This window comes from Bradyrhizobium sp. HKCCYLS3013 (assembly GCF_051167615.1).
In the GTDB taxonomy this organism is placed as follows: domain Bacteria; phylum Pseudomonadota; class Alphaproteobacteria; order Rhizobiales; family Xanthobacteraceae; genus Bradyrhizobium.
Genome location: NZ_JBNPTK010000016.1, coordinates 75,498 through 92,333, shown reverse-complemented (window position 1 = coordinate 92,333; position 16,836 = coordinate 75,498). Strand labels below are relative to the sequence as shown.

Here is a 16,836-nt window from a genome sequence, read left to right as displayed (position 1 = left end):
CGGCTTTCCGCCCAGCGTGCGGGGCGTCACGAGGCCTTGTTGACGATGCGGCCGCGCGGCGGAGGCGCCAGCGGGCCGTTGGCCTTGAGATAGGCGAACAGCGCCTCGTCGTCATAGGGGCCGGTGATCGGATCGCGGCCGCTCTTGAACGCGGTGAAGCCGTCGCCGCCGAGCGCGAGGTAGTTGTTGATGGTGACCCGGTAGGACGCGGCGGGATCGATGGCCTTGCCGTCGAGCATCATGCTGGCGGCATCGATCCGCGCGCCCGCGGATTGTTTGGCATCGAAGGCATAGGAGAAGCCGCTGGAGACCTGCAGGATGCGCGGCCGCGCCGGGTCGAGCCATTGCTGCTCCAGCGCGGCCTTGATCTCGGCGCCGGTCAGGGTGACCGTCATCAGCTGGTTGCGAAACGGCTGGCTCGCGAACACGTCGGCATAGGTCACGGCGCCGTCGTCGCGGCGGACGAGATCGGTGCGGATGCCGCCGGGATTGGTCATCGCGATCACCGCGGCGCCCTTGTCGGCCGCCCGCGTCGCCGCGAGCTGGGCATCGGCGACGACGTCGCCCAGCACGCTCTCGCCGGACGCATCGGGCATCCGCGACAGCGTTGCGCTGAGCACGCCGGCGGGCCGGTTGGCGTAGGGCGCGGCGAGCTTCTCATAGGCGTCGATCAGCGCGGTCTGTGCCGGATCCTTCGGCAGTGTGGTGTCGACGACGATGTTGGTGGCGGTCGCGCTGATCACGTCGCGCGTGGTGCGGTCGAGCTTGACGTCGATCGCGGTCACCAGCGTGCCGAACTTGTCGCCCGAGGTGACGAGCCGCTTGTCGATGGTGCAGACATAGGCCTGGTGGGTGTGGCCGGAGATCACGATGTCGACCGCGCTGTCGAGGTCCTTGACGATGTCGACGATCGGCCCCGACAGCCCGGGACATTCGTTCATGCCGCCGGACGGCCAGCCGCCCTCATGGATCAGCACGACGATCGCCTGCACGCCCTTGGCCTTCAATTCCGGGATCAGCGCGTTGACGCTCTCGGCCTCGTTGCGGAAGTCGAGGCCGGCCGCGCTCGCCGGCGAGATGATGCCCGCGGTCCCCTTCAACGTCAGCCCGATGAAGGCGACCGGGATGTCCTCGAAGGTGCGGATCTCGTAGGGCGGAAACACCGTCTTGTCGGTGCCGGCGAGGAACGTCGACGCCGCGAGATAATGGAATTTGGCGCCGGTGAACGGCTGCGGCCCGCGGCAGCCGTCGGTCGGATGACAGCCGCCGTTCTGCATCCGCAGCAGCTCGGCCTTGCCTTCGTCGAACTCGTGGTTGCCGACCGCCGACAGCGCGAGCCCCATCTGCGACATCGATTCGATGGTCGGCTCGTCGTGGAACATCGCCGACAGGAACGGGCTCGCGCCGATCAGGTCGCCGGCGGCGACGAAGATCGTGTTGGGCTGGCCGTCGGCGAGCAGCTTGACGAGGCTCGCCATGTGCTCGGCGCCGCCGGCTGGAACCACGGTGGTCTTGGTCGGGTCGGCGGGATCGGCGACGCGGATGCCGGAGGAGGGCGGCTTCAGATTGCCGTGGAAGTCGTTGATGGCGAGGATGCGCAACGCCACCGGCTCGTCCTCGGCCGAGGCGGGCGGGCCGGCGATGCTTGCAACGGCGGCGCCGGTCAGCAGGCAGGCAAGCGCAAAGCGGGACAGACGGCTCATGGCAGGGTCACGTGTGGTGCAGGTCCGACGGACGAAGCGCGATTGCCCCGCCGCGGTCGCAATGACATAAAAAGATTGCATAACAACAATACATCGGGAGGCCGGAATGAAAAGAATGATGCTGCTCGCGGCGACATTGTCGCTGGCCGCCGGCTCCGCTGCAGCGCAATCGCTGCCGGACCTGATGAAGCAGATGGTCGCGGCGTGGAATAAGCCGACCGAGCCGTTCAAGGTGATCGACAACGTCTACTACGTCGGCACCAACGGGCTGGCCTCCTACCTGATCACGACACCGCAGGGCCATATCCTGATCGATACCGTGATGCCGGAATCGACCGCGCAGATCGAGGCCAGCATCGGCAAGCTCGGCTTCAAGGTCGCCGACATCAAATACATCCTCAACACCCACGCCCATATCGACCACACCGGCGGGCTGGCGCAGATCAAGCAGGAGACCGGGGCGCAGATGGTGGCGGGCGCCAAGGACGTGCCGCTGCTCGAAGGCGGCTTCTATCCGGGCCGCGAGGAGGAGCGCTATCTCGGCTTCCCGCCGGTCAAGGTCGACCGCGCCGTGCGCGAGGGCGACACCGTCACGCTCGGCGGCGTGACGTTGACGGCGCACGAGACGCCGGGCCATTCGCCGGGCTGCACCAGCTGGACGACCGACGTGAAGGACGGCGACGCCACCCGCAGCCTGATCTTCTTCTGCAGCGCCACCGTGGCGCTGAACCGGCTGGTCGGCCGTCCCACCTATCCGGGCATCGTCGACGACTACAAGAAGACCTTCGCCTGGGCCAAGACGGCGCATCCCGACATCCTGCTGGCGCCCCATCCGGAGATGTACGACATGGCCGGCAAGCGGGCGAAGATCGCGGAAGGCGCGGCCAACCCGTTCGTCAAGCCGGGCGAGTTCAACGCCTATCTCGACAAGCTGGAGACGCAGTTCAACGAGGGGCTGGCCAAGCAGACGGCGGCGCTGCAGTCCGGCAAGTAGTCAGGCCGGATCGGCGGCGGCCAGCCGGTCCAGCGTGAAGCCGGAGAGATCGACCCTCGGTGTCTCGCCCCGGGCCATCGCGGCGAGCGCCTCGCCGACCGCCGGCGAATGCTTGAAGCCATGGCCGGAGCAGGCCGAGGCGTAGATCACGTCCGCATCGCCGGGATCGCGGTCGATGATAAAGCGGCCGCCCGGCGCGTTGGTATAGAGGCAGACCTCGCTGCGCAGGCAGCGCGGGCCGAGATCCGGCACGAAGGGGCGGACATAGGTCTCATAGGTCGCGGCGATTTCGTCCGGCGTGACCTCGCGCGCGACGTCGTCCGGATCGGTCTCGCCGGTCAGCACTTCGTTGGCGATCTTGACGCCATTGTCAGGCGAGCCCAGCCACGGAAAGCCGTAGATGTCGGAGGCCGCGCGGTCGCGGCCGGTGACGTCCCAGATGAAGACCGGCGCATCCGGACCGAAGCGCTCCGGATGGGACAGCACCTCGAACCAGTACAGCACCTGGCGGGTGACATTGACGCGGCGGCGCAGCGGCGCGATCAGCTCGGTGATCCACGGCCCGGTGGTGACGATCAATGTGTCCGCCGAGGCCGTCGCGCCGTCGTCTAGGGTCACGACGAGGGCGCCCGCGGCACGGCGAAACGCCGCCACGCGCCGGCCGGTCACGAGCTCCGCGCCATGGCGCGCGGCCACCGCAAGCTCGGCGCGCACGCAGTCCTCGACCATGAGATAGCCGCCTTCGCGATCGAGGAAGGCGCGGTCGTTCGCCGCGGTGGCAAACGCCGGAAAGGCGGCGCGCAACTGCTCTGACGACAGCGTCTCGCCGTCGACGCCGTGCAGCCGCGCCGCGGTTTCGATGTTGGCGAAGAACTGCGCGCTGCTGACGCCGTGGACCTCGCCGCCATCCTGGCTCGGGATGAACAGGCAGCCGCATTGTTCGAACAGCCGTGCGCCGGTCTCGCGCTCCAGCTCCCGCCACAGCACGTGCGAGCGCTGCGCCAGCGGCGTGTAGTCGACGCCTTCGCCGATCGCCGCGCGGGTGATGCGGGTCTCCCCATGGGTCGAGCCGAATTTGTGCGGCGGCTGGAAGCGGTCGATGCCGAGCACGCGCTTGCCCGCCTTGGCGAGATGTAGCAATGCGGCGCTGCCGACGGCGCCGCAGCCGATCACGATGACATCAAACTGCGCCATGCGCGCCCGCCGCGGCTCCGCTCATTTCTTCTTCTTGCGCGACAGGAACGCCTTGAACGCGCCGACCGCCTCCTCGGAGGTCATGCGCTCGGCGAACAGATAGGCCTCCTGGTCGATGCGGCGGGTCAGCTCGTCCGGCGCGGTGCGGATCAGTCTGCGCCCGATCGCGACCGCCTCGGCCGGCAGCCGGCAGATGTCGCGCGCCACCTTGTGCGCCTCGACCTCGGTATGGCCCGGCGCCACCACCGTATTGACGAAGCCCGCGATCTGCGCATCCTCCGCGGTCATGGTGCGCCCCATGACCAGCATCGCGAACGCGCGCTGATAGCCCATGGTCTGCGGCATCAGCAGGCTCGAGGCGCCCTCCGGCACCAGGCCGAGATGGATGAAGGGCGTCGAGAACGTCGCCGTGGTCGACGCCAGCACGTAGTCGCAATGGAACAGCATCGTCGTGCCGATGCCGATCGCGACGCCGTCGACCGCGGCGATGATCGGCTTGACGTTATGCGCCAGCGAATACAGGAACTTGGTCGCCGCCGACGTGCGCGCGGCGTCGCTGCCGGCATTGCCGGCATGCAGGAAATCCTCCAGATCATTGCCGGCCGTGAACACGCCGGAGCCGCCGGTGATGATGATGCATCGCACCAGCGGGTTGTTCTGCGCGGTGTCGATCGCATCGCTCATGCCGAGATACATGGCCTGGGTGATCGCGTTCTTCTTCTCCGGACGCCGGAGCTTGATCGTCCGCGTCTCGCCCTCGTCGGTGACGATCAGATGGTCGGTCATGGGCTCCTCATGCGTGTGCGCCGGCCGCTGCGTTGCCGCCGGCCATTTGTCCAGTCCTGCATCTCACCGCAGCCTACATCATCCGCTGGTCGCGCCAAGGGCTGAAGCGGTCATTGGTCGCGAAGGGAATGCGGGCGTGACCGGAGGCGAGCGTTCGCCATGAGTCTCGCCGTGGTTTACGACTGGTTTGCAACAGTATCGGCGTCCGCTATCGTCCCGCGCAGAACTGCGATGTTTTGCAAGGCAATTCGATGACCAAGCTCTTTTCAGTACTGCTGTCGCTGCCGCTGCTCTGTCAGGTCTTCCCGGGGATCGCTGAGGCTGCCGCCACCGACCGCGCGCTGCTGTCGCTGTTCTGCGCGCCCGGCGCGATCGCGGGCACCACCTGCAAGCGCGCCAGATCCTATCCCGACTCCGAGGGGCGCCGCTGTGACGTCACCCTGAAGCCGGAGCGGCAGCAGGGACGTTTCCTGGCCTCCAGCAATCCGCTGCTGCTCGTGAGCTATGGCAGTGGCTGCGAGCCGCACGCGACCGATTTCGGCGGCGCGGTCGTGTTCGAGCAGGTCGGCGGCGCCTACAAATTTCGCGGCTTCCAGCCGGGCATGCAGGTGGATGAATGCGTCATCTCCACCACCAGGAACGAAGCGCAGGACGTGCTCGTCTGCCTGACCGGGCATATGGGGCAGGGGGTGGTCGAGACGGGCGTGGCGCGCGTCGGCTTCGCCAATGCCAGCGGCGGGCCATCGAGATGTCCTATGATTTTCTGCTGCAGGCCGAGGACACGACGGGAGCCTACCTGACCAACATCGTTACCTGTTCGGAGCAGCTCAAATATTTCGATCTGTCGAAGCTCGCGGCCGGGCCGAGCCCCGGAACGGTCGTTGCGGACGTGAGCTACGCCGACCGCGAGACGATCGAGACAGCCTGTGGCAAAGGCTTTCCGAAGCCGAAGGATGCGGAAGACATGCGCGAGCCCGCGGCGGGCGAGGGCTCGGTGCCGCAGGGTTACGCCAAGACCGGCAGCGTTGTCATCGACATCGCGAGCCGCGCGGCCAGGCTGCGCTGAGGGCCGACGGCGACGCCAAGCGCACCGTCTCACGCGGCGATGCGGCCGCCGCTGAGCGTTCCCCGGGCGGTGTAGGTCTGCAGCCCCGTGCTCGGCGGCGCTGTGGAGACCGTCACCCCGGTTGTGCCGTCCGAATAGGTGGTCGTGGTGATGATCTCGCCGGCGACCGTGATCGAGACCTTGCTGATCACGATCCTGCTCGCCGTCGGGACGCCGGCCGTGCTGACCGCGGAGCGCGATCCCGTTCGCGCCAGGGCGGTCGCCGCCGGGGCTGCTGACGTCGTGGTGACGGAGCCGATGGCATTGATGGGCATGGCTCGCCTCGCTCGGATGTGAGGCCGATGCGGGCTGCGGATCCGGTGCTGACGTCCGCACCCTGCGACGGGACTGTCGTCGCCTTTGGCCTCGTGCGTGAGGTCCGCCGCGAGGCTCGCGCCGCCGGGTTAACAATGTCTCAACGCGCCTCGCGGCGTTTGGGCGCGCCGCAGGGCCCGCGGGCGTCGGGCTGCCCCGTCGTGGCGCGACCGGCCGCACGCGATCGATCCGCCTCTGCCGCCTATTTGGCGCCGTCGGACCGGGGGACGGGCGCTGCGCGCGAGGCAGCGGCTGGAGCCTGCTGGCGGACGGCCTCGCGCCGCAAGGCCTGCTCCAGCACCACCAGCCGCGTCGCCATGCGCGTCAGTTCGTCATGGACCGAGCCCTGAACGCCCTGCACGGCGTGCTGCACCTCGCGCAGTGCGTCACGCTGGGTCTCGGCCTTGAGCACCCTGAACTCGGCCTCGATCGAGGTCAGGCGCTGGTTCACCGCCCGGATCGCCTCGGCGATCTCCTTCTGGCCGTCCTGCAGCGCGCGCACGTGATCGACCAGCCGCAGATGATCGGTCAGCTCCTCGACCGTCTTGCCGATGTTGCTGCGGCCCCACATCCTACTTCACCGACCTCAGCAGGTTCCTGATCGTCGCCAGATGATCCTCCGGCGATCCGAGTCGCGCCGAGATCGCGCTCATCAGATCCTTGCGCAGCTCCGACAGCTCGTCCTCCGGCACGATCCGCTCGGCTGGCTCATCATAGGGCATCCGCCGCGGCTCGACCTCGACGGGGCGTGGCGCGACGTCGAAATAAGGCGGCCGCTCGTAGACCGGGATGTGCGGCGCCTGACGCGATGAGGTGATGCGTGCCAGACCTGGAAATCGCGGCGGCGGCGTCCGCGCGGGACGTTCGATCTGGTCGATCAGCGCCGCCAGCGCGACATCCATGTTGCTGTCGTCAGGCTCCTCTTCGACGACGTAGGAGGGCTTCCGCACTGTCGCCCCATTCGCGGGCGATGATAGCGTAAACGACGATGCGTGGTCGCGGAGTCGCTCGATGACCCGGCGGACTCGCTCGCCGAGACCTGGCTTCTCCCTGGCCGGTGTTCGCATCAACATGTCACTCTCCAGCGGAACAGCTTAGGCGAGCAGGGAAAACCTTAGCAAGAGGCCATCGTTCAGCTGCCAACAGGATGTCGCGCAGTAGCCGGCGCCCGGCGGCGCATGCGCTGACCCCCGGCAGGTTCCTCTTGCGGATCCCTGGCACAAACGCGCGAAGCGCCGATGACGCCGGCAACCCAGGTGTGAAGTGCGTTTCGGCGTGCATATGGACCTGGCCGGCGGGGGAGCTGGTTTGACTCGGCCCCCGACCCTTCGTGCCGTGGCCGGTCTGCCGGGCCGCGCGGCCGGCAGGAACGCGCAAGGCCATCAGTCGGAGGTAAGGAACAACCGTGATGCCCGGCCGTTCGGACCTTGCTTGCCGTCCCCGCAAACGTCCGAGGCCTTCCATGTATCACCACGTCAAGAAGCTGATGTTCACCGTCCGTGTCGACGAGCCCGATCCGCGCTTCGGCAACATGCTGCTGGAGCAGTTCGGCGGCGCCAATGGCGAGCTCGCCGCCGCCATGCAGTACTCGATCCAGGGCCTCAATTGCGAGGACCCCGATCGCAAGGACCTGTTGATGGACATCGGCACCGAGGAGCTGAGCCATCTCGAGGTCGTCGGCACGCTCGCCCGCATGCATCTCAAGCCCGCCAAGTTCGACCGCGAGGCGGCCGAGGCCGATCCGCTGATCGCGATCGCCGGCGGTGGCGGCGTCAACCTGTTCAACTCGCAGGGCAGCGCCTGGACCGCGGACTATCTCAAGATCACCGGCGAGCTCGACGTCGACCTGCGCAGCAACATCGCCGCCGAAGCCCGCGCCAAGATCGTCTACGAGCGGCTGATCAATTTCACCGACGATGCCGGCACCAAGGACGCGCTGCAGTTCCTGATGACGCGCGAGATCACCCACATGAAGGCGTTCGCGCTGGCGTTGGAGAGCATGAACAAGCCGGCCTTCAGCATCGGCCGCATCGCGCCGACGCCGGGCCTGGTCGATCAGTTCTTCAACGATTCCACCGGCACCGGCGACCACGGCGAGATCGACACCCGCGGTCCCTGGAACGAGGGCGGCGACTGGGTGTTCACGGAATCGCCGGCGATCCAGGCCGAGAACGGCGCGGCCAATGCGATCGTCACCGAGAGCTCGCCGCCGGCCGACGAGGCCGGCCTCGGCGATCTCCTGATCGAGGAGCTGCGCGACATCCTCCACGCCGAGAAGCAGCTCACCAAGGCGCTGCCGAAGATGGCGGAGGCCGCGCGCTTCGATCAGCTCCGCGAACTGTTCGAGCAGCACCTGGCCGAGACCGAGGCGCAGATCGAGCGCATCAACGAATGCTTCGAGCTGCTCGGCAAGACGCCGCGGGCAAAACCCTGCAAGGGCATGATGGGCCTGGTCGAGGAAGGCCAGGAGATCATCGCGCAAGGCGAGGACAAGGAGGATGCCGCCGCCGATCTGGCGCTGATCGGCGCCGCCCAGCGCGTCGAGCATTACGAGATGTCCGGCTACACCACCGCCCGCAATCTCGCCCAGCAGCTCCGCCACAGCGCCGTCGTCGCGCTGCTGTCGAAGTCGCTGGCCGAGGAGGAGAACGCCGATCAGCTCCTCAACCAGGTCGCCCGCTCGCTGATGTCCGTCGCCAAGATGCCTGCCGCGATCGAGCAGGCGTGATTGGGAGTAGGGCGGATGAGCAAGCGTCATCCGCCGTTTTTCCGCGAAGATGGCGGGTTACGTCTTCGGCTAACCCGCCCTATTTTCTACGCAGCGGCCGACCTCCCTGGAGGCAAGGCTCGCGTCGAACATCGCAGCTATGTGCTCGTCTCCCTCCACGTCGTCATGCCCGGGCTTGTCCCGGCCATCCACGTCATACCGCGCGCTGAGAACCGCGTGGATGCCCGGGACAAGCCCGGGCATGACGGAGTAACCAACGCTGCGATCGCGTGCCGCAGCGGCTCGACTTATTCTGCGGACGTCCGCCACCGCTCCGCGCGCCGGGCATGCACCGGCGTCAGGCAGCGCCGGGCACGGTTGATCTGAGCGTCGGTGGCGCCGCGGCTGCGCGCATACATCTCGGCGACCTCGGCCGTGTACTTCTCGACGTAGTAACGGACATCTGAGCACGACATCCGCGTCTCCGCACCTGACTCGCCCGCCGCCTGAAGCTCCGATCCCATCGCCAGGATCAGCAGCCCCCCAGCCATCACGCCCCGCAACATCGACATCCCCCCTGATTGCCTTGTTTGCTAACAGCAGTGAATCGTGCCGGCGGCGCAAATTAACAATCGCCCGATCGCGAAGTCTGACGCGCAGTGTTGCTTGGCGGCGTCACCGCAGTGTCACGGCCGACTGCCGATACGCCACGGTTCCGCGCGGGAACTGTTAGTCAGGCCATCGCGGATGCACGACGGCTCACACCGTCATGCTCTGGCTTGACGTGCCGGTGCCGCCGCTCGTGCCGTTTCCGGAAGCGCCTTGTGCATTGTAGCCTTGCGCATTGTAACCCTCCGCGCCCTTGCTGCTGCTGTCCGATGCAGTTGCGGTCTTGGTCACCTCGGTCGATCCGTCGGAATAGGTGATGGTTGTCGTGGTGACGCCATCGAGCGTGATCGACACCTCGCTGACCACTGCCTTGCTCGAAGACGAGCCACCGCTGCGGGAGGAACTTTGCGATGCGCCGTCGGCCGGGCTCGTGGCCGACGACGAGGCCGTGGCGGTCGTCGACGAAGTTGCTGTGGTGGACGATGGGGCGGTGGTGGCCTGGGCCGAGACCGTGGAGAGAGGAGAACTGACGGAGCTGATCGACATGGGACTCTCGCGTGAAGAGGGACCAACCGCGCGAGCCGCGCGGTTTGCTTCTTCAACGCAACGAGAGCGCGGAGCTGGCGCGACGAGTTGCGTCTGATTGTGTCCGTGCCCCGCTGCGCTGTCGCCGAACTGGCGATTGCCAAACGCCTTGGGTGCGCTCTAATCTCACGCGCGTATGACCGTCGAGTTCTCCTCTCTCCAGAAGTCCCGCTTTGCTGACGCCGGTGCGGTGCATTTGCCGGCGTCGCTCGATGCGTCGGCGTTGCGCGGACTTATCGCGGCCTTGTCCGGCCACGCGGGCGACATCTGGCTGTATGCGACACCGATCCTGCACGCGTCGGAGCCGTCCGTGCAGCCCGGACATCGTCGTGCTGCAGGTCGACTTTACGGCGGACGAGTTGCCGGGTGGGCTGATCTGGTTGGGCGTATGAGCCGTCCCGACGGAGCAGGGGCATGAGCGCAGCGTCATCCGCCGTTCGAGGAGCGGCGAGACGGCGGATTACGCTGTCGCTAACCCGCCCTACGCCGCCTGCTTCAGCAATTCGTCGATGGCCTGTTACTTGCCGAGAATCTTCTCCGCGGCCGTCACAATGCTGACCGAGGGATGCTCGGCGCAATAGGTGCCGAACTTCTTGGCGTTGGCGACGAACTCCTCGGTGTCGAACAGCGCTTCGTCCTGGTCGCCCTTGTACCAGCCGTCCAGCCAGATCAGCACCATCTTGATGGTGTCGTCGCCGCTTTCGACGAACTGCTTGCAGCTCATGGTCGAGAGATCGAGCACGACGGCGGAGGCCGGAGCAGGGGACAGCAGAACGGCCGCGGTGAACAGAGGAGCGACGAGCGATTTCATGGGGCGTCTCCAAACGGATATGATGAAAACAATGAACTATGCAGAGCGTTACCAATCCCTTCGCAGACCGAGCTGAAAGACGTGGTCCCGGTCGCGGCGAGCGGCAGTGGTAGCACTGGCCGGAGCGCGCTCAGAAGTCAAGGATGCGGCGGTTGGGTGCGGCGATCCGATGCGCCCGTCGGGCAACTCACCTCGATCCGAAGCCGTGGTGTCAATGGATTCCGAAAAACATAAATCGCTTGGCGGCTTCCCCAAATCAGCATTATGGTCCGCGCATCCCGTTGCACGGTAGGGGACGGTTCGCGGTCGTCACGGACGTTGGCAGCGGGATGCGGTGGACGCGGGCGGGCGGCGTGCTGATAGCACGGACGAACGTCAGGCTCGCGGACGGTGAAGGCGTGTGGTTCTGATACTCCGATGCTAGTATCCAGCGCGATGCGCGAGAGCGCGTCGTCGCGACATGGTGGCCAGAAAGCCCGGTGCACCAGGAAGAGCGCGCTATAGCCCGTTAAAACCATCGCGCGGGGAAGGCCGGGTCTGTCCGGCTGTACCTGTGGTGACTGCCGCCTGCTTTTTTTCTGCAGGCGGGCCACGGGCCTCAGCCGAGGTCCGGCCTTCCTCGCGCCCTCCATCTGGAGAGGGCGGGACTTCTGGGCATCACTCGGGCGCGGCAGGCGTCGCGAGAGCGCGAATGCTCATCTCATCACGAGCTCATCTGATGCGGCATTTTGTATGGCAGTGTGGATCGGGACTGTGCGCCTGGCGTCATTGCGAGCGCAGTGTTCAGCCCGGGGACATGGCTGACAGGTGTTCGGAGACATGGTTGACACCTCAAAATTGGCTCGATTCGTCAAGCAAAGGGGCGAGCGATGCCGTGGCGAGAGGTGTCTGTCATGGACCAGCGACGAGAGTTTGTGATGCTTGCCAAGCAGGAGGGAGCCAACCGGCGGCAGCTGTGTCGGCGGTTCGGCATCAGCCCCCAGACCGGCTACAAATGGATCGAGCGGTCTGACGCCGGCGATACGACGCTGGCGGACCGGTCGCGGCGGCCGCATCGAAGTCCGGAGCGCACCGCAGCTGCGACTGAGCAGCAGATTGTCGCGTTGCGCGATGCTCACCCGGCCTGGGGCGCGCGCAAGCTCGCGCATCGTCTCGATCGCGATGGGCAAGCTGTCCCGGCGATCTCCACCGTGCATAACATCCTGCGCCGCTACGATCGGGTGACGGAGCCTGGCGGCACGCCCGGGCAGCCCTACACGCGGTTCGAGAAGGATGCGCCCAATCAGCTGTGGCAGATGGACTTCAAGGGACACAGTGCGCTGGAGAACGGTGTGTCTTGTCATCCGCTCACCGCGCTGGACGATCACTCGCGCTTTTCCTTGTGCCTGGCGGCCTGCGACAATGAGCGCGGCTCTACGGTCAAAGGACATTTGGAGACGACGTTCCGCCGCTATGGACTGCCGGATGCGATGTTCGTCGACAACGGTGGCCCCTGGGGCTTTACTCTCGAAGACCCCTGGACCGCGTTGACGGTCTGGCTGCTGAAGCTCGGCGTTCGAACGATCCATAGCCGGCCCTATCATCCCCAGAGCCGCGGCAAGAACGAACGCTTCCACCGCAGCCTGAAGGCCGAGGTCTTTGCCTTCAAGCGTTACAGGGACCTTCCCGATGTCCAGCGGGCACTCGACGAATGGCGAGCCGTCTACAATCTCGACCGCCCCCATGAGGCTCTCGACTTCAATGTGCCGGCAAGCCGCTATCGGCCCAGCCAACGCACCATGCCGGATCGCCTTCCGACGGTGGACTACGACGAGGGGGAGATCGTCCGTTCCGTGTCGAGCACGAAGGCCTATGTCAGTTTCGAGGGACGGCTCTGGAAAGTCCCTCAAGCCTTTCGCGGTGAGCGACTCGCTATTCGTCCACTCAGACAAGACGGAAAATTCGGAGTTTTCTTTGCCGCTCATCAGATCGCAGCGATCGATTTGCGTGACCCCAAAAGTGTCAACCATGTCCCCGAACAGGTGTAAGCTATGTCTCCGGGCTAAACGCTGCGCTCGCGATGACGGAATTCCGAGTAGACGGCCTGCGCAAGAAACGACCTTCATCGCCACAAAGTTTGCAATGACGTAGTGCGGGGCAGGGCGCGGCCACAACCTTAACTGTCGTCCCGGCCTTGAGCCGGGACCCATAACCCCAGGGAGGAGTGCGGGGCACGATGGAGGAGCGATTGGGCCAAGCCATGACCGCCGGTGAGTCTGGGTCCCGGCTCAAGGCCGGGACGACACCTTTTGTGTGGCGCATGTCGCGCCACCAGCACATTGTGTGGCTCGAGTCCTCACGCCACCAGCACGGCGTCGGCGGCGAGCACGGCGTCGGCGCCGTCGGTGACGGTCTTTTCCAGCGACGGCGCCTGCACGGCAAAGGTCTCGGCGAAGAAGCGGGCCAGCGCGACGTGGCGGGCGCCGTCGGTCTCGTTCTCGCTGCGCGCGGCCAGCGCCTCGTTGGCGAGCATGCAGCCGCCGAGCGCGGAGCCGAACAGGCGCAGGTAAGGCGTGGCGCCGGCGAGCGCGTCGTTCGGCGCGGTGCCGAGCTTGTCCAGCAGCCAGCGGCTGGAGCGGTCGAGCGCGCCCAGCGCGTCGCGCAGCTTGGCGCCGGTGGTGCCGAAGGCCGGATCGTTCGAGGCCTCGACGCGGCGGACGATGTCGGTGAGCTCGTCGAGCAGCTTGAACACCGAGGCGCCGCCATTGGCGCCGAGCTTGCGCGTCACAAGGTCGATCGCCTGGATGCCGTTGGTGCCCTCGTAGATCGCGGTGATGCGGGCGTCGCGATAGTGCTGTGCGGCGCCGGTCTCCTCGATGAAGCCCATGCCGCCATGGATCTGCACGCCGAGATAGGCGACCTCGTTGCCGATGTCGGTGGAGAAGGCCTTCGCGATCGGCGTCAGCAGCGCGCCGCGCGCGGCGGCCTCGGCACGGACGGCCGGATCCTTGGCGCGCACGGCGACATCGAGCGCGACGGCGGTGGCGTAGCAGATCGAGCGCGAGGCGGCGGTCAGCGAGCGCATCTGCATCAGCATGCGCTTGACGTCGGGATGGGCGATGATCGCATCGGAGGCGGTGCCTTTGCTGCCGACGGCGCGGCCCTGTTTGCGCTCCTGCGCATAGGCCAGCGCCTGCTGATAGGCGCGATCGGCGACCCCGACGCCCTCGAGGCCGACGCCGAGCCGCGCCTGGTTCATCATCGTGAACATGCAGCGCATGCCGGCATTCTCTTCGCCGACGAGATAGCCGATGGCGCCGCCATGGTCGCCCATCGTCATGGTGCAGGTCGGCGAGGCGTGCATGCCGAGCTTGTGCTCGATGCCGCTGGCATAGATGTCGTTGCGGGCGCCGAGCGAGCCGTCGGCGTTGACGAGGAATTTGGGGATGAGGAAGAGCGAGATGCCCTTGGTGCCGGCCGGCGCGTCCGGCAGCCGCGCGAGCACGAAATGCACGATGTTGTCGGTCATGTCGTGATCGCCATAGGTGATGAAGATCTTCGAGCCGGTGATGCGGTAGGTGCCGTCGGCGGCGCGCTCGGCGCGGGTGCGCAAGGCGCCGACATCGGAGCCGGCCTGCGGCTCGGTCAGCTGCATGGTGCCGGTCCACTCACCGGAGATCAGCTTGCCGAGATAGATGTCCTTCAGCTCGTCGCTGCCATGCGCGTCGAGCGCCTCGATGGCGGAGAGTGTCAGCAGCGGACACAGGCCGAAGGCGACGTTCGAGGCGCTCCAGATCTCGGTGCAGGCGGCGTTGATGGCGAGCGGCAGGCCCTGGCCGCCATGCGCCTCGGGGCCGGACACCGCGTTCCAGCCGGCCTCGGTCCAGCGCTTGTAGGCATCGGGCCAGCCCGGCGCGGTCGTCACCTTCTTGTCGGCGAGCTTGACGCCGTTCCTGTCGCCGATCGTGTTGAGCGGGGCGAGCACGTCGGTGGCGAACTTGCCGGCTTCCTCGAGCACGGCGGCGGTGATGTCGGGGTCGAAATCGCCGTAATGGCCGGCCTCGACCGCCGCCTTCAGCCCGGCGCCGTGGTTGAGGGCGAGCAGCATGTCGTTGAGCGGGGCGCGATAGGTCATGGCGTGTCCTCGGGGGTCGAAATTTGCCGGTTTGGCCGCCGTCATCCCATGAAACCGGCCGGGTCTCAACTTTTTCGCAAGTCGTTGCGGCAGGCCGCCGCGGCGGCTCGGGACGGGCGGGATAAGAGCTTGTCCAAATTGACGAATTGGCGGCAGCCCCGGATCACTTGGGCGCGCCGTAAAATTCCTGCCGCCCGGCGGTTGAAATGGGCGGGCGCGCTCTGTAGACCACGGACGCCGATCCGGAATCGCCGGGCGTCTCCACGCTACGCCGATCCGCCGAGCCTGATGGGGCGTAGCCAAGCGGTAAGGCAGCGGATTTTGATTCCGCCATTCGGAGGTTCGATCCCTCCCGCCCCAGCCAGATTTCTGCTGCCCGGTCAGTATCTTACATTTTCACGATTTTGTTGTTCTGAAACTCGCCAGAGACCGCATTCTGAAACTCCGTTTGCGTTGTGTTCGCCAAGACGTGAGCTCGTCGTTTGCGTGTGGCCGCAAGGATGCGCGGAGCTGTGCGCTCGGCATAGCCGGCGTAACTTTCCTTTGTGCAGTGTGCCGACAGGGCGCGCCCCTGTCCCTCCGTAAGTTCGGCTTCCTCAAGCTCGGTCATCCCGCCGTGTCGGCAGGCGTCGAGACTGTCAGCAAACCCTACTCGTTCTCCGGCATGCAGAAGCTCGTTCAACGGATGCGGAAGGAAATTTGGTCTGCCCGTCACGTTCACACTCGACGGCGAATTCGGCCGGGTATAGTCGGTGAACTACGCGCCATGCCTTGCGGCATAGGCCGACGAGTTTTTCGCCGCGCCGAAAGAGGACACTTTCGCCCGCGCTATTCGCGGCGCGCGGGGTGATACTCTTGATCGGCAGCGATCCGATGCGCTCACCTTTTTTGTTTCGCAGATCGCAGACGGCTTGCATGCTGTGCTCATAGCTTGGCCACGACCGCTTCGAGACCTTCTCAAGATACGCCTTCGTCTGCTTATATTCGCGGAAAAGCCAGTCAAGCGACCCGACGCGCGCTATAGAAGCTTTCGCGTAGATCACACCCAATCTCGCTCGAAGAGCGCCATTTTCCGCTCGCCGTGACAATTGGTGATTGTAAGATCGTCACCGGAGAACCGGACACTCATTGATCTGTGTCAAGAAACAAAGCCTATCGAGAATACAAGGTTGCGGCCTCTACCGAGGAGCCGCTTTATCGATGGCACAGGTAAGAAGTGACACCCACGACATCCGGATCCCGCCGATTGGTCTTGCAGGAGTGTTGCATGTCCCGGGAGATGCCTATGCAATTGTCGCCTTCGTACATGGGAGTGGTTCAAGTCGGTTGAGTCCGCGAAACCGGGCGGTCGCAGACGCATTGAACACCCGGGGTATGGCGACGCTTCTATTCGATCTTCTCACCGACGATGAAGAGGATGATCGGGCCAACGTCTTCGATATCTCGCTGCTAGCGGACCGGCTCGCTGGCGTTGTCAGCTGGCTGGATGCACAGCCGTCTCTCGCAAGACTTCCCCTGGGCCTGTTTGGGGCCAGCACTGGAGCTGCGGCTGCACTCGTTGCGGCCGCGAAATTTCCCCGCCGCGTGAGGGCTGTCGTATCGCGGGGCGGCCGTCCGGACCTTGCTGGTGACTTCCTTGATGAAGTTCGGGCCCCCACCCTCCTTGTTGTGGGAGGAGCGGATGTCGGCGTGATCGAACTCAACGAGGAGGCGTTGGCACGGCTGCAGGGTTTGAAGGCCTTGGAAATCATTCCGGGTGCCAGCCACCTGTTTCCCGAGCCGGGAGCGCTGGAGGCGGTTATTGAGCATGCTGCTCGCTGGTTCGAACATTATCTCGGGGCTGGCTCGGAGAAGTCGGCGCCCGGTATCGGGACCGAAAACGAGCGCAAGGGATCGTAGCGCCGTTCGAGAGC

17 protein-coding genes and 1 tRNA gene are annotated in these 16,836 nt (G+C 65.9%); 8 read left to right on the top strand and 10 right to left on the bottom strand.

The window, feature by feature from the left end:
- Positions 1-26: 26 nt before the first annotated feature.
- The gene (locus ACQR1F_RS25345) at positions 27-1,703 is read right to left on the bottom strand and encodes a bifunctional metallophosphatase/5'-nucleotidase (protein ID WP_434886935.1); all 1,677 of its coding nucleotides are present in this window, start codon (positions 1,701-1,703) and stop codon (positions 27-29) included.
- Positions 1,704-1,809: 106 nt separating this feature from the next.
- On the opposite strand from ACQR1F_RS25345, the gene bla reads away from it, so the two are divergent.
- Positions 1,810-2,697, top strand: coding sequence for a subclass B3 metallo-beta-lactamase (gene bla, locus ACQR1F_RS25340; RefSeq protein ID WP_316218409.1), 888 nt, complete (start codon positions 1,810-1,812; stop codon positions 2,695-2,697).
- On the opposite strand, the gene solA is transcribed toward bla, so the two are convergent.
- Together solA and ACQR1F_RS25330 are read right to left on the bottom strand one after the other, a co-directional pair.
- Positions 2,698-3,891, bottom strand: coding sequence for an N-methyl-L-tryptophan oxidase (gene solA / locus ACQR1F_RS25335; RefSeq protein WP_315802327.1), 1,194 nt, complete (start codon positions 3,889-3,891; stop codon positions 2,698-2,700). It lies immediately after the preceding gene.
- Positions 3,892-3,912: 21 nt separating this feature from the next.
- Positions 3,913-4,677: a crotonase/enoyl-CoA hydratase family protein gene (locus tag ACQR1F_RS25330; RefSeq protein ID WP_315802328.1), complete on the bottom strand. Its 765-nt coding sequence runs from the start codon at positions 4,675-4,677 to the stop codon at positions 3,913-3,915.
- A gap of 251 nt (positions 4,678-4,928) precedes the next feature.
- Here ACQR1F_RS25330 and ACQR1F_RS25325 point away from each other — a divergent pair, with 251 nt between their 5' ends.
- Entirely contained in the window at positions 4,929-5,477 is a 549-nt protein-coding gene (locus ACQR1F_RS25325) for a hypothetical protein (protein WP_434914061.1), read from the top strand.
- Entirely contained in the window at positions 5,426-5,743 is a 318-nt protein-coding gene (locus ACQR1F_RS25320) for a hypothetical protein (RefSeq protein WP_434914060.1), read from the top strand. The genes ACQR1F_RS25325 and ACQR1F_RS25320 overlap by 52 nt, the downstream gene beginning before the upstream one ends.
- Before the next feature lie 29 nt (positions 5,744-5,772).
- Here the strand turns inward: ACQR1F_RS25320 and ACQR1F_RS25315 are convergent, their stop codons facing one another.
- From ACQR1F_RS25315 to ACQR1F_RS25305, 3 genes are all read right to left on the bottom strand, one after another.
- Entirely contained in the window at positions 5,773-6,057 is a 285-nt protein-coding gene (locus tag ACQR1F_RS25315) for a hypothetical protein (protein WP_315802330.1), read from the bottom strand.
- A gap of 242 nt (positions 6,058-6,299) precedes the next feature.
- Entirely contained in the window at positions 6,300-6,668 is a 369-nt protein-coding gene (locus ACQR1F_RS25310) for a hypothetical protein (protein ID WP_315802331.1), read from the bottom strand.
- Position 6,669: 1 nt separating this feature from the next.
- Positions 6,670-7,047: a hypothetical protein gene (locus ACQR1F_RS25305; RefSeq protein ID WP_315802332.1), complete on the bottom strand. Its 378-nt coding sequence runs from the start codon at positions 7,045-7,047 to the stop codon at positions 6,670-6,672.
- A gap of 512 nt (positions 7,048-7,559) precedes the next feature.
- Between ACQR1F_RS25305 and ACQR1F_RS25300 the strand changes: the two genes are divergently transcribed.
- The gene (locus tag ACQR1F_RS25300; RefSeq protein ID WP_315802333.1) at positions 7,560-8,825 is read left to right on the top strand and encodes a DUF892 family protein; all 1,266 of its coding nucleotides are present in this window, start codon (positions 7,560-7,562) and stop codon (positions 8,823-8,825) included.
- 287 nt (positions 8,826-9,112) lie between these two features.
- Here the strand turns inward: ACQR1F_RS25300 and ACQR1F_RS25295 are convergent, their stop codons facing one another.
- On the bottom strand, positions 9,113-9,328 hold the full coding sequence (locus ACQR1F_RS25295) for a hypothetical protein (RefSeq protein WP_316218460.1): 216 nt from the start codon (positions 9,326-9,328) through the stop codon (positions 9,113-9,115).
- Between the two features lie 235 nt (positions 9,329-9,563).
- On the bottom strand, positions 9,564-9,767 hold the full coding sequence (locus ACQR1F_RS25290) for a hypothetical protein (protein ID WP_434914059.1): 204 nt from the start codon (positions 9,765-9,767) through the stop codon (positions 9,564-9,566).
- Here ACQR1F_RS25290 and ACQR1F_RS25285 point away from each other — a divergent pair.
- Complete coding sequence (locus tag ACQR1F_RS25285; protein ID WP_316178380.1) at positions 9,757-10,056, top strand: hypothetical protein; 300 nt, start codon at positions 9,757-9,759, stop codon at positions 10,054-10,056. The two genes, ACQR1F_RS25290 and ACQR1F_RS25285, sit on opposite strands and share 11 nt — an antisense overlap.
- Before the next feature lie 459 nt (positions 10,057-10,515).
- Here the strand turns inward: ACQR1F_RS25285 and ACQR1F_RS25280 are convergent, their stop codons facing one another.
- On the bottom strand, positions 10,516-10,809 hold the full coding sequence (locus ACQR1F_RS25280) for an HdeA/HdeB family chaperone (RefSeq protein WP_315802337.1): 294 nt from the start codon (positions 10,807-10,809) through the stop codon (positions 10,516-10,518).
- 869 nt (positions 10,810-11,678) lie between these two features.
- On the opposite strand from ACQR1F_RS25280, the gene ACQR1F_RS25275 reads away from it, so the two are divergent.
- Complete coding sequence (locus ACQR1F_RS25275) at positions 11,679-12,836, top strand: IS481 family transposase (protein ID WP_316216558.1); 1,158 nt, start codon at positions 11,679-11,681, stop codon at positions 12,834-12,836.
- Between the two features lie 308 nt (positions 12,837-13,144).
- Here the strand turns inward: ACQR1F_RS25275 and ACQR1F_RS25270 are convergent, their stop codons facing one another.
- Positions 13,145-14,923 (bottom strand): acyl-CoA dehydrogenase, encoded by a 1,779-nt coding sequence (locus tag ACQR1F_RS25270; protein WP_434914058.1) that lies wholly within the window; start codon positions 14,921-14,923, stop codon positions 13,145-13,147.
- Positions 14,924-15,212: 289 nt separating this feature from the next.
- Between ACQR1F_RS25270 and ACQR1F_RS25265 the strand changes: the two genes are divergently transcribed.
- Together ACQR1F_RS25265 and ACQR1F_RS25260 are read left to right on the top strand one after the other, a co-directional pair.
- Positions 15,213-15,287 (top strand) — tRNA-Gln (locus ACQR1F_RS25265).
- A gap of 1,010 nt (positions 15,288-16,297) precedes the next feature.
- Positions 16,298-16,822, top strand: coding sequence for a dienelactone hydrolase family protein (locus tag ACQR1F_RS25260; protein WP_315802369.1), 525 nt, complete (start codon positions 16,298-16,300; stop codon positions 16,820-16,822).
- The last annotated feature ends 14 nt before the right edge of the window (positions 16,823-16,836 follow it).

Coding starts and splice junctions, on each gene's coding strand:
- ACQR1F_RS25260 (WP_315802369.1), top strand. CDS start 16,298: ATGGCGACGCTTCTATTCGATCTTCTCACCGACGATGAAGAGGATGAT.
- ACQR1F_RS25275 (WP_316216558.1), top strand. CDS start 11,679: ATGCCGTGGCGAGAGGTGTCTGTCATGGACCAGCGACGAGAGTTTGTG.
- ACQR1F_RS25345 (WP_434886935.1), bottom strand. CDS start 1,703: ATGAGCCGTCTGTCCCGCTTTGCGCTTGCCTGCCTGCTGACCGGCGCC.
- ACQR1F_RS25325 (WP_434914061.1), top strand. CDS start 4,929: ATGACCAAGCTCTTTTCAGTACTGCTGTCGCTGCCGCTGCTCTGTCAG.
- ACQR1F_RS25280 (WP_315802337.1), bottom strand. CDS start 10,809: ATGAAATCGCTCGTCGCTCCTCTGTTCACCGCGGCCGTTCTGCTGTCC.
- ACQR1F_RS25315 (WP_315802330.1), bottom strand. CDS start 6,057: ATGCCCATCAATGCCATCGGCTCCGTCACCACGACGTCAGCAGCCCCG.
- solA (WP_315802327.1), bottom strand. CDS start 3,891: ATGGCGCAGTTTGATGTCATCGTGATCGGCTGCGGCGCCGTCGGCAGC.
- ACQR1F_RS25295 (WP_316218460.1), bottom strand. CDS start 9,328: ATGGGATCGGAGCTTCAGGCGGCGGGCGAGTCAGGTGCGGAGACGCGG.
- bla (WP_316218409.1), top strand. CDS start 1,810: ATGAAAAGAATGATGCTGCTCGCGGCGACATTGTCGCTGGCCGCCGGC.
- ACQR1F_RS25320 (WP_434914060.1), top strand. CDS start 5,426: ATGTCCTATGATTTTCTGCTGCAGGCCGAGGACACGACGGGAGCCTAC.
- ACQR1F_RS25310 (WP_315802331.1), bottom strand. CDS start 6,668: ATGTGGGGCCGCAGCAACATCGGCAAGACGGTCGAGGAGCTGACCGAT.
- ACQR1F_RS25330 (WP_315802328.1), bottom strand. CDS start 4,677: ATGACCGACCATCTGATCGTCACCGACGAGGGCGAGACGCGGACGATC.
- ACQR1F_RS25270 (WP_434914058.1), bottom strand. CDS start 14,923: ATGACCTATCGCGCCCCGCTCAACGACATGCTGCTCGCCCTCAACCAC.
- ACQR1F_RS25300 (WP_315802333.1), top strand. CDS start 7,560: ATGTATCACCACGTCAAGAAGCTGATGTTCACCGTCCGTGTCGACGAG.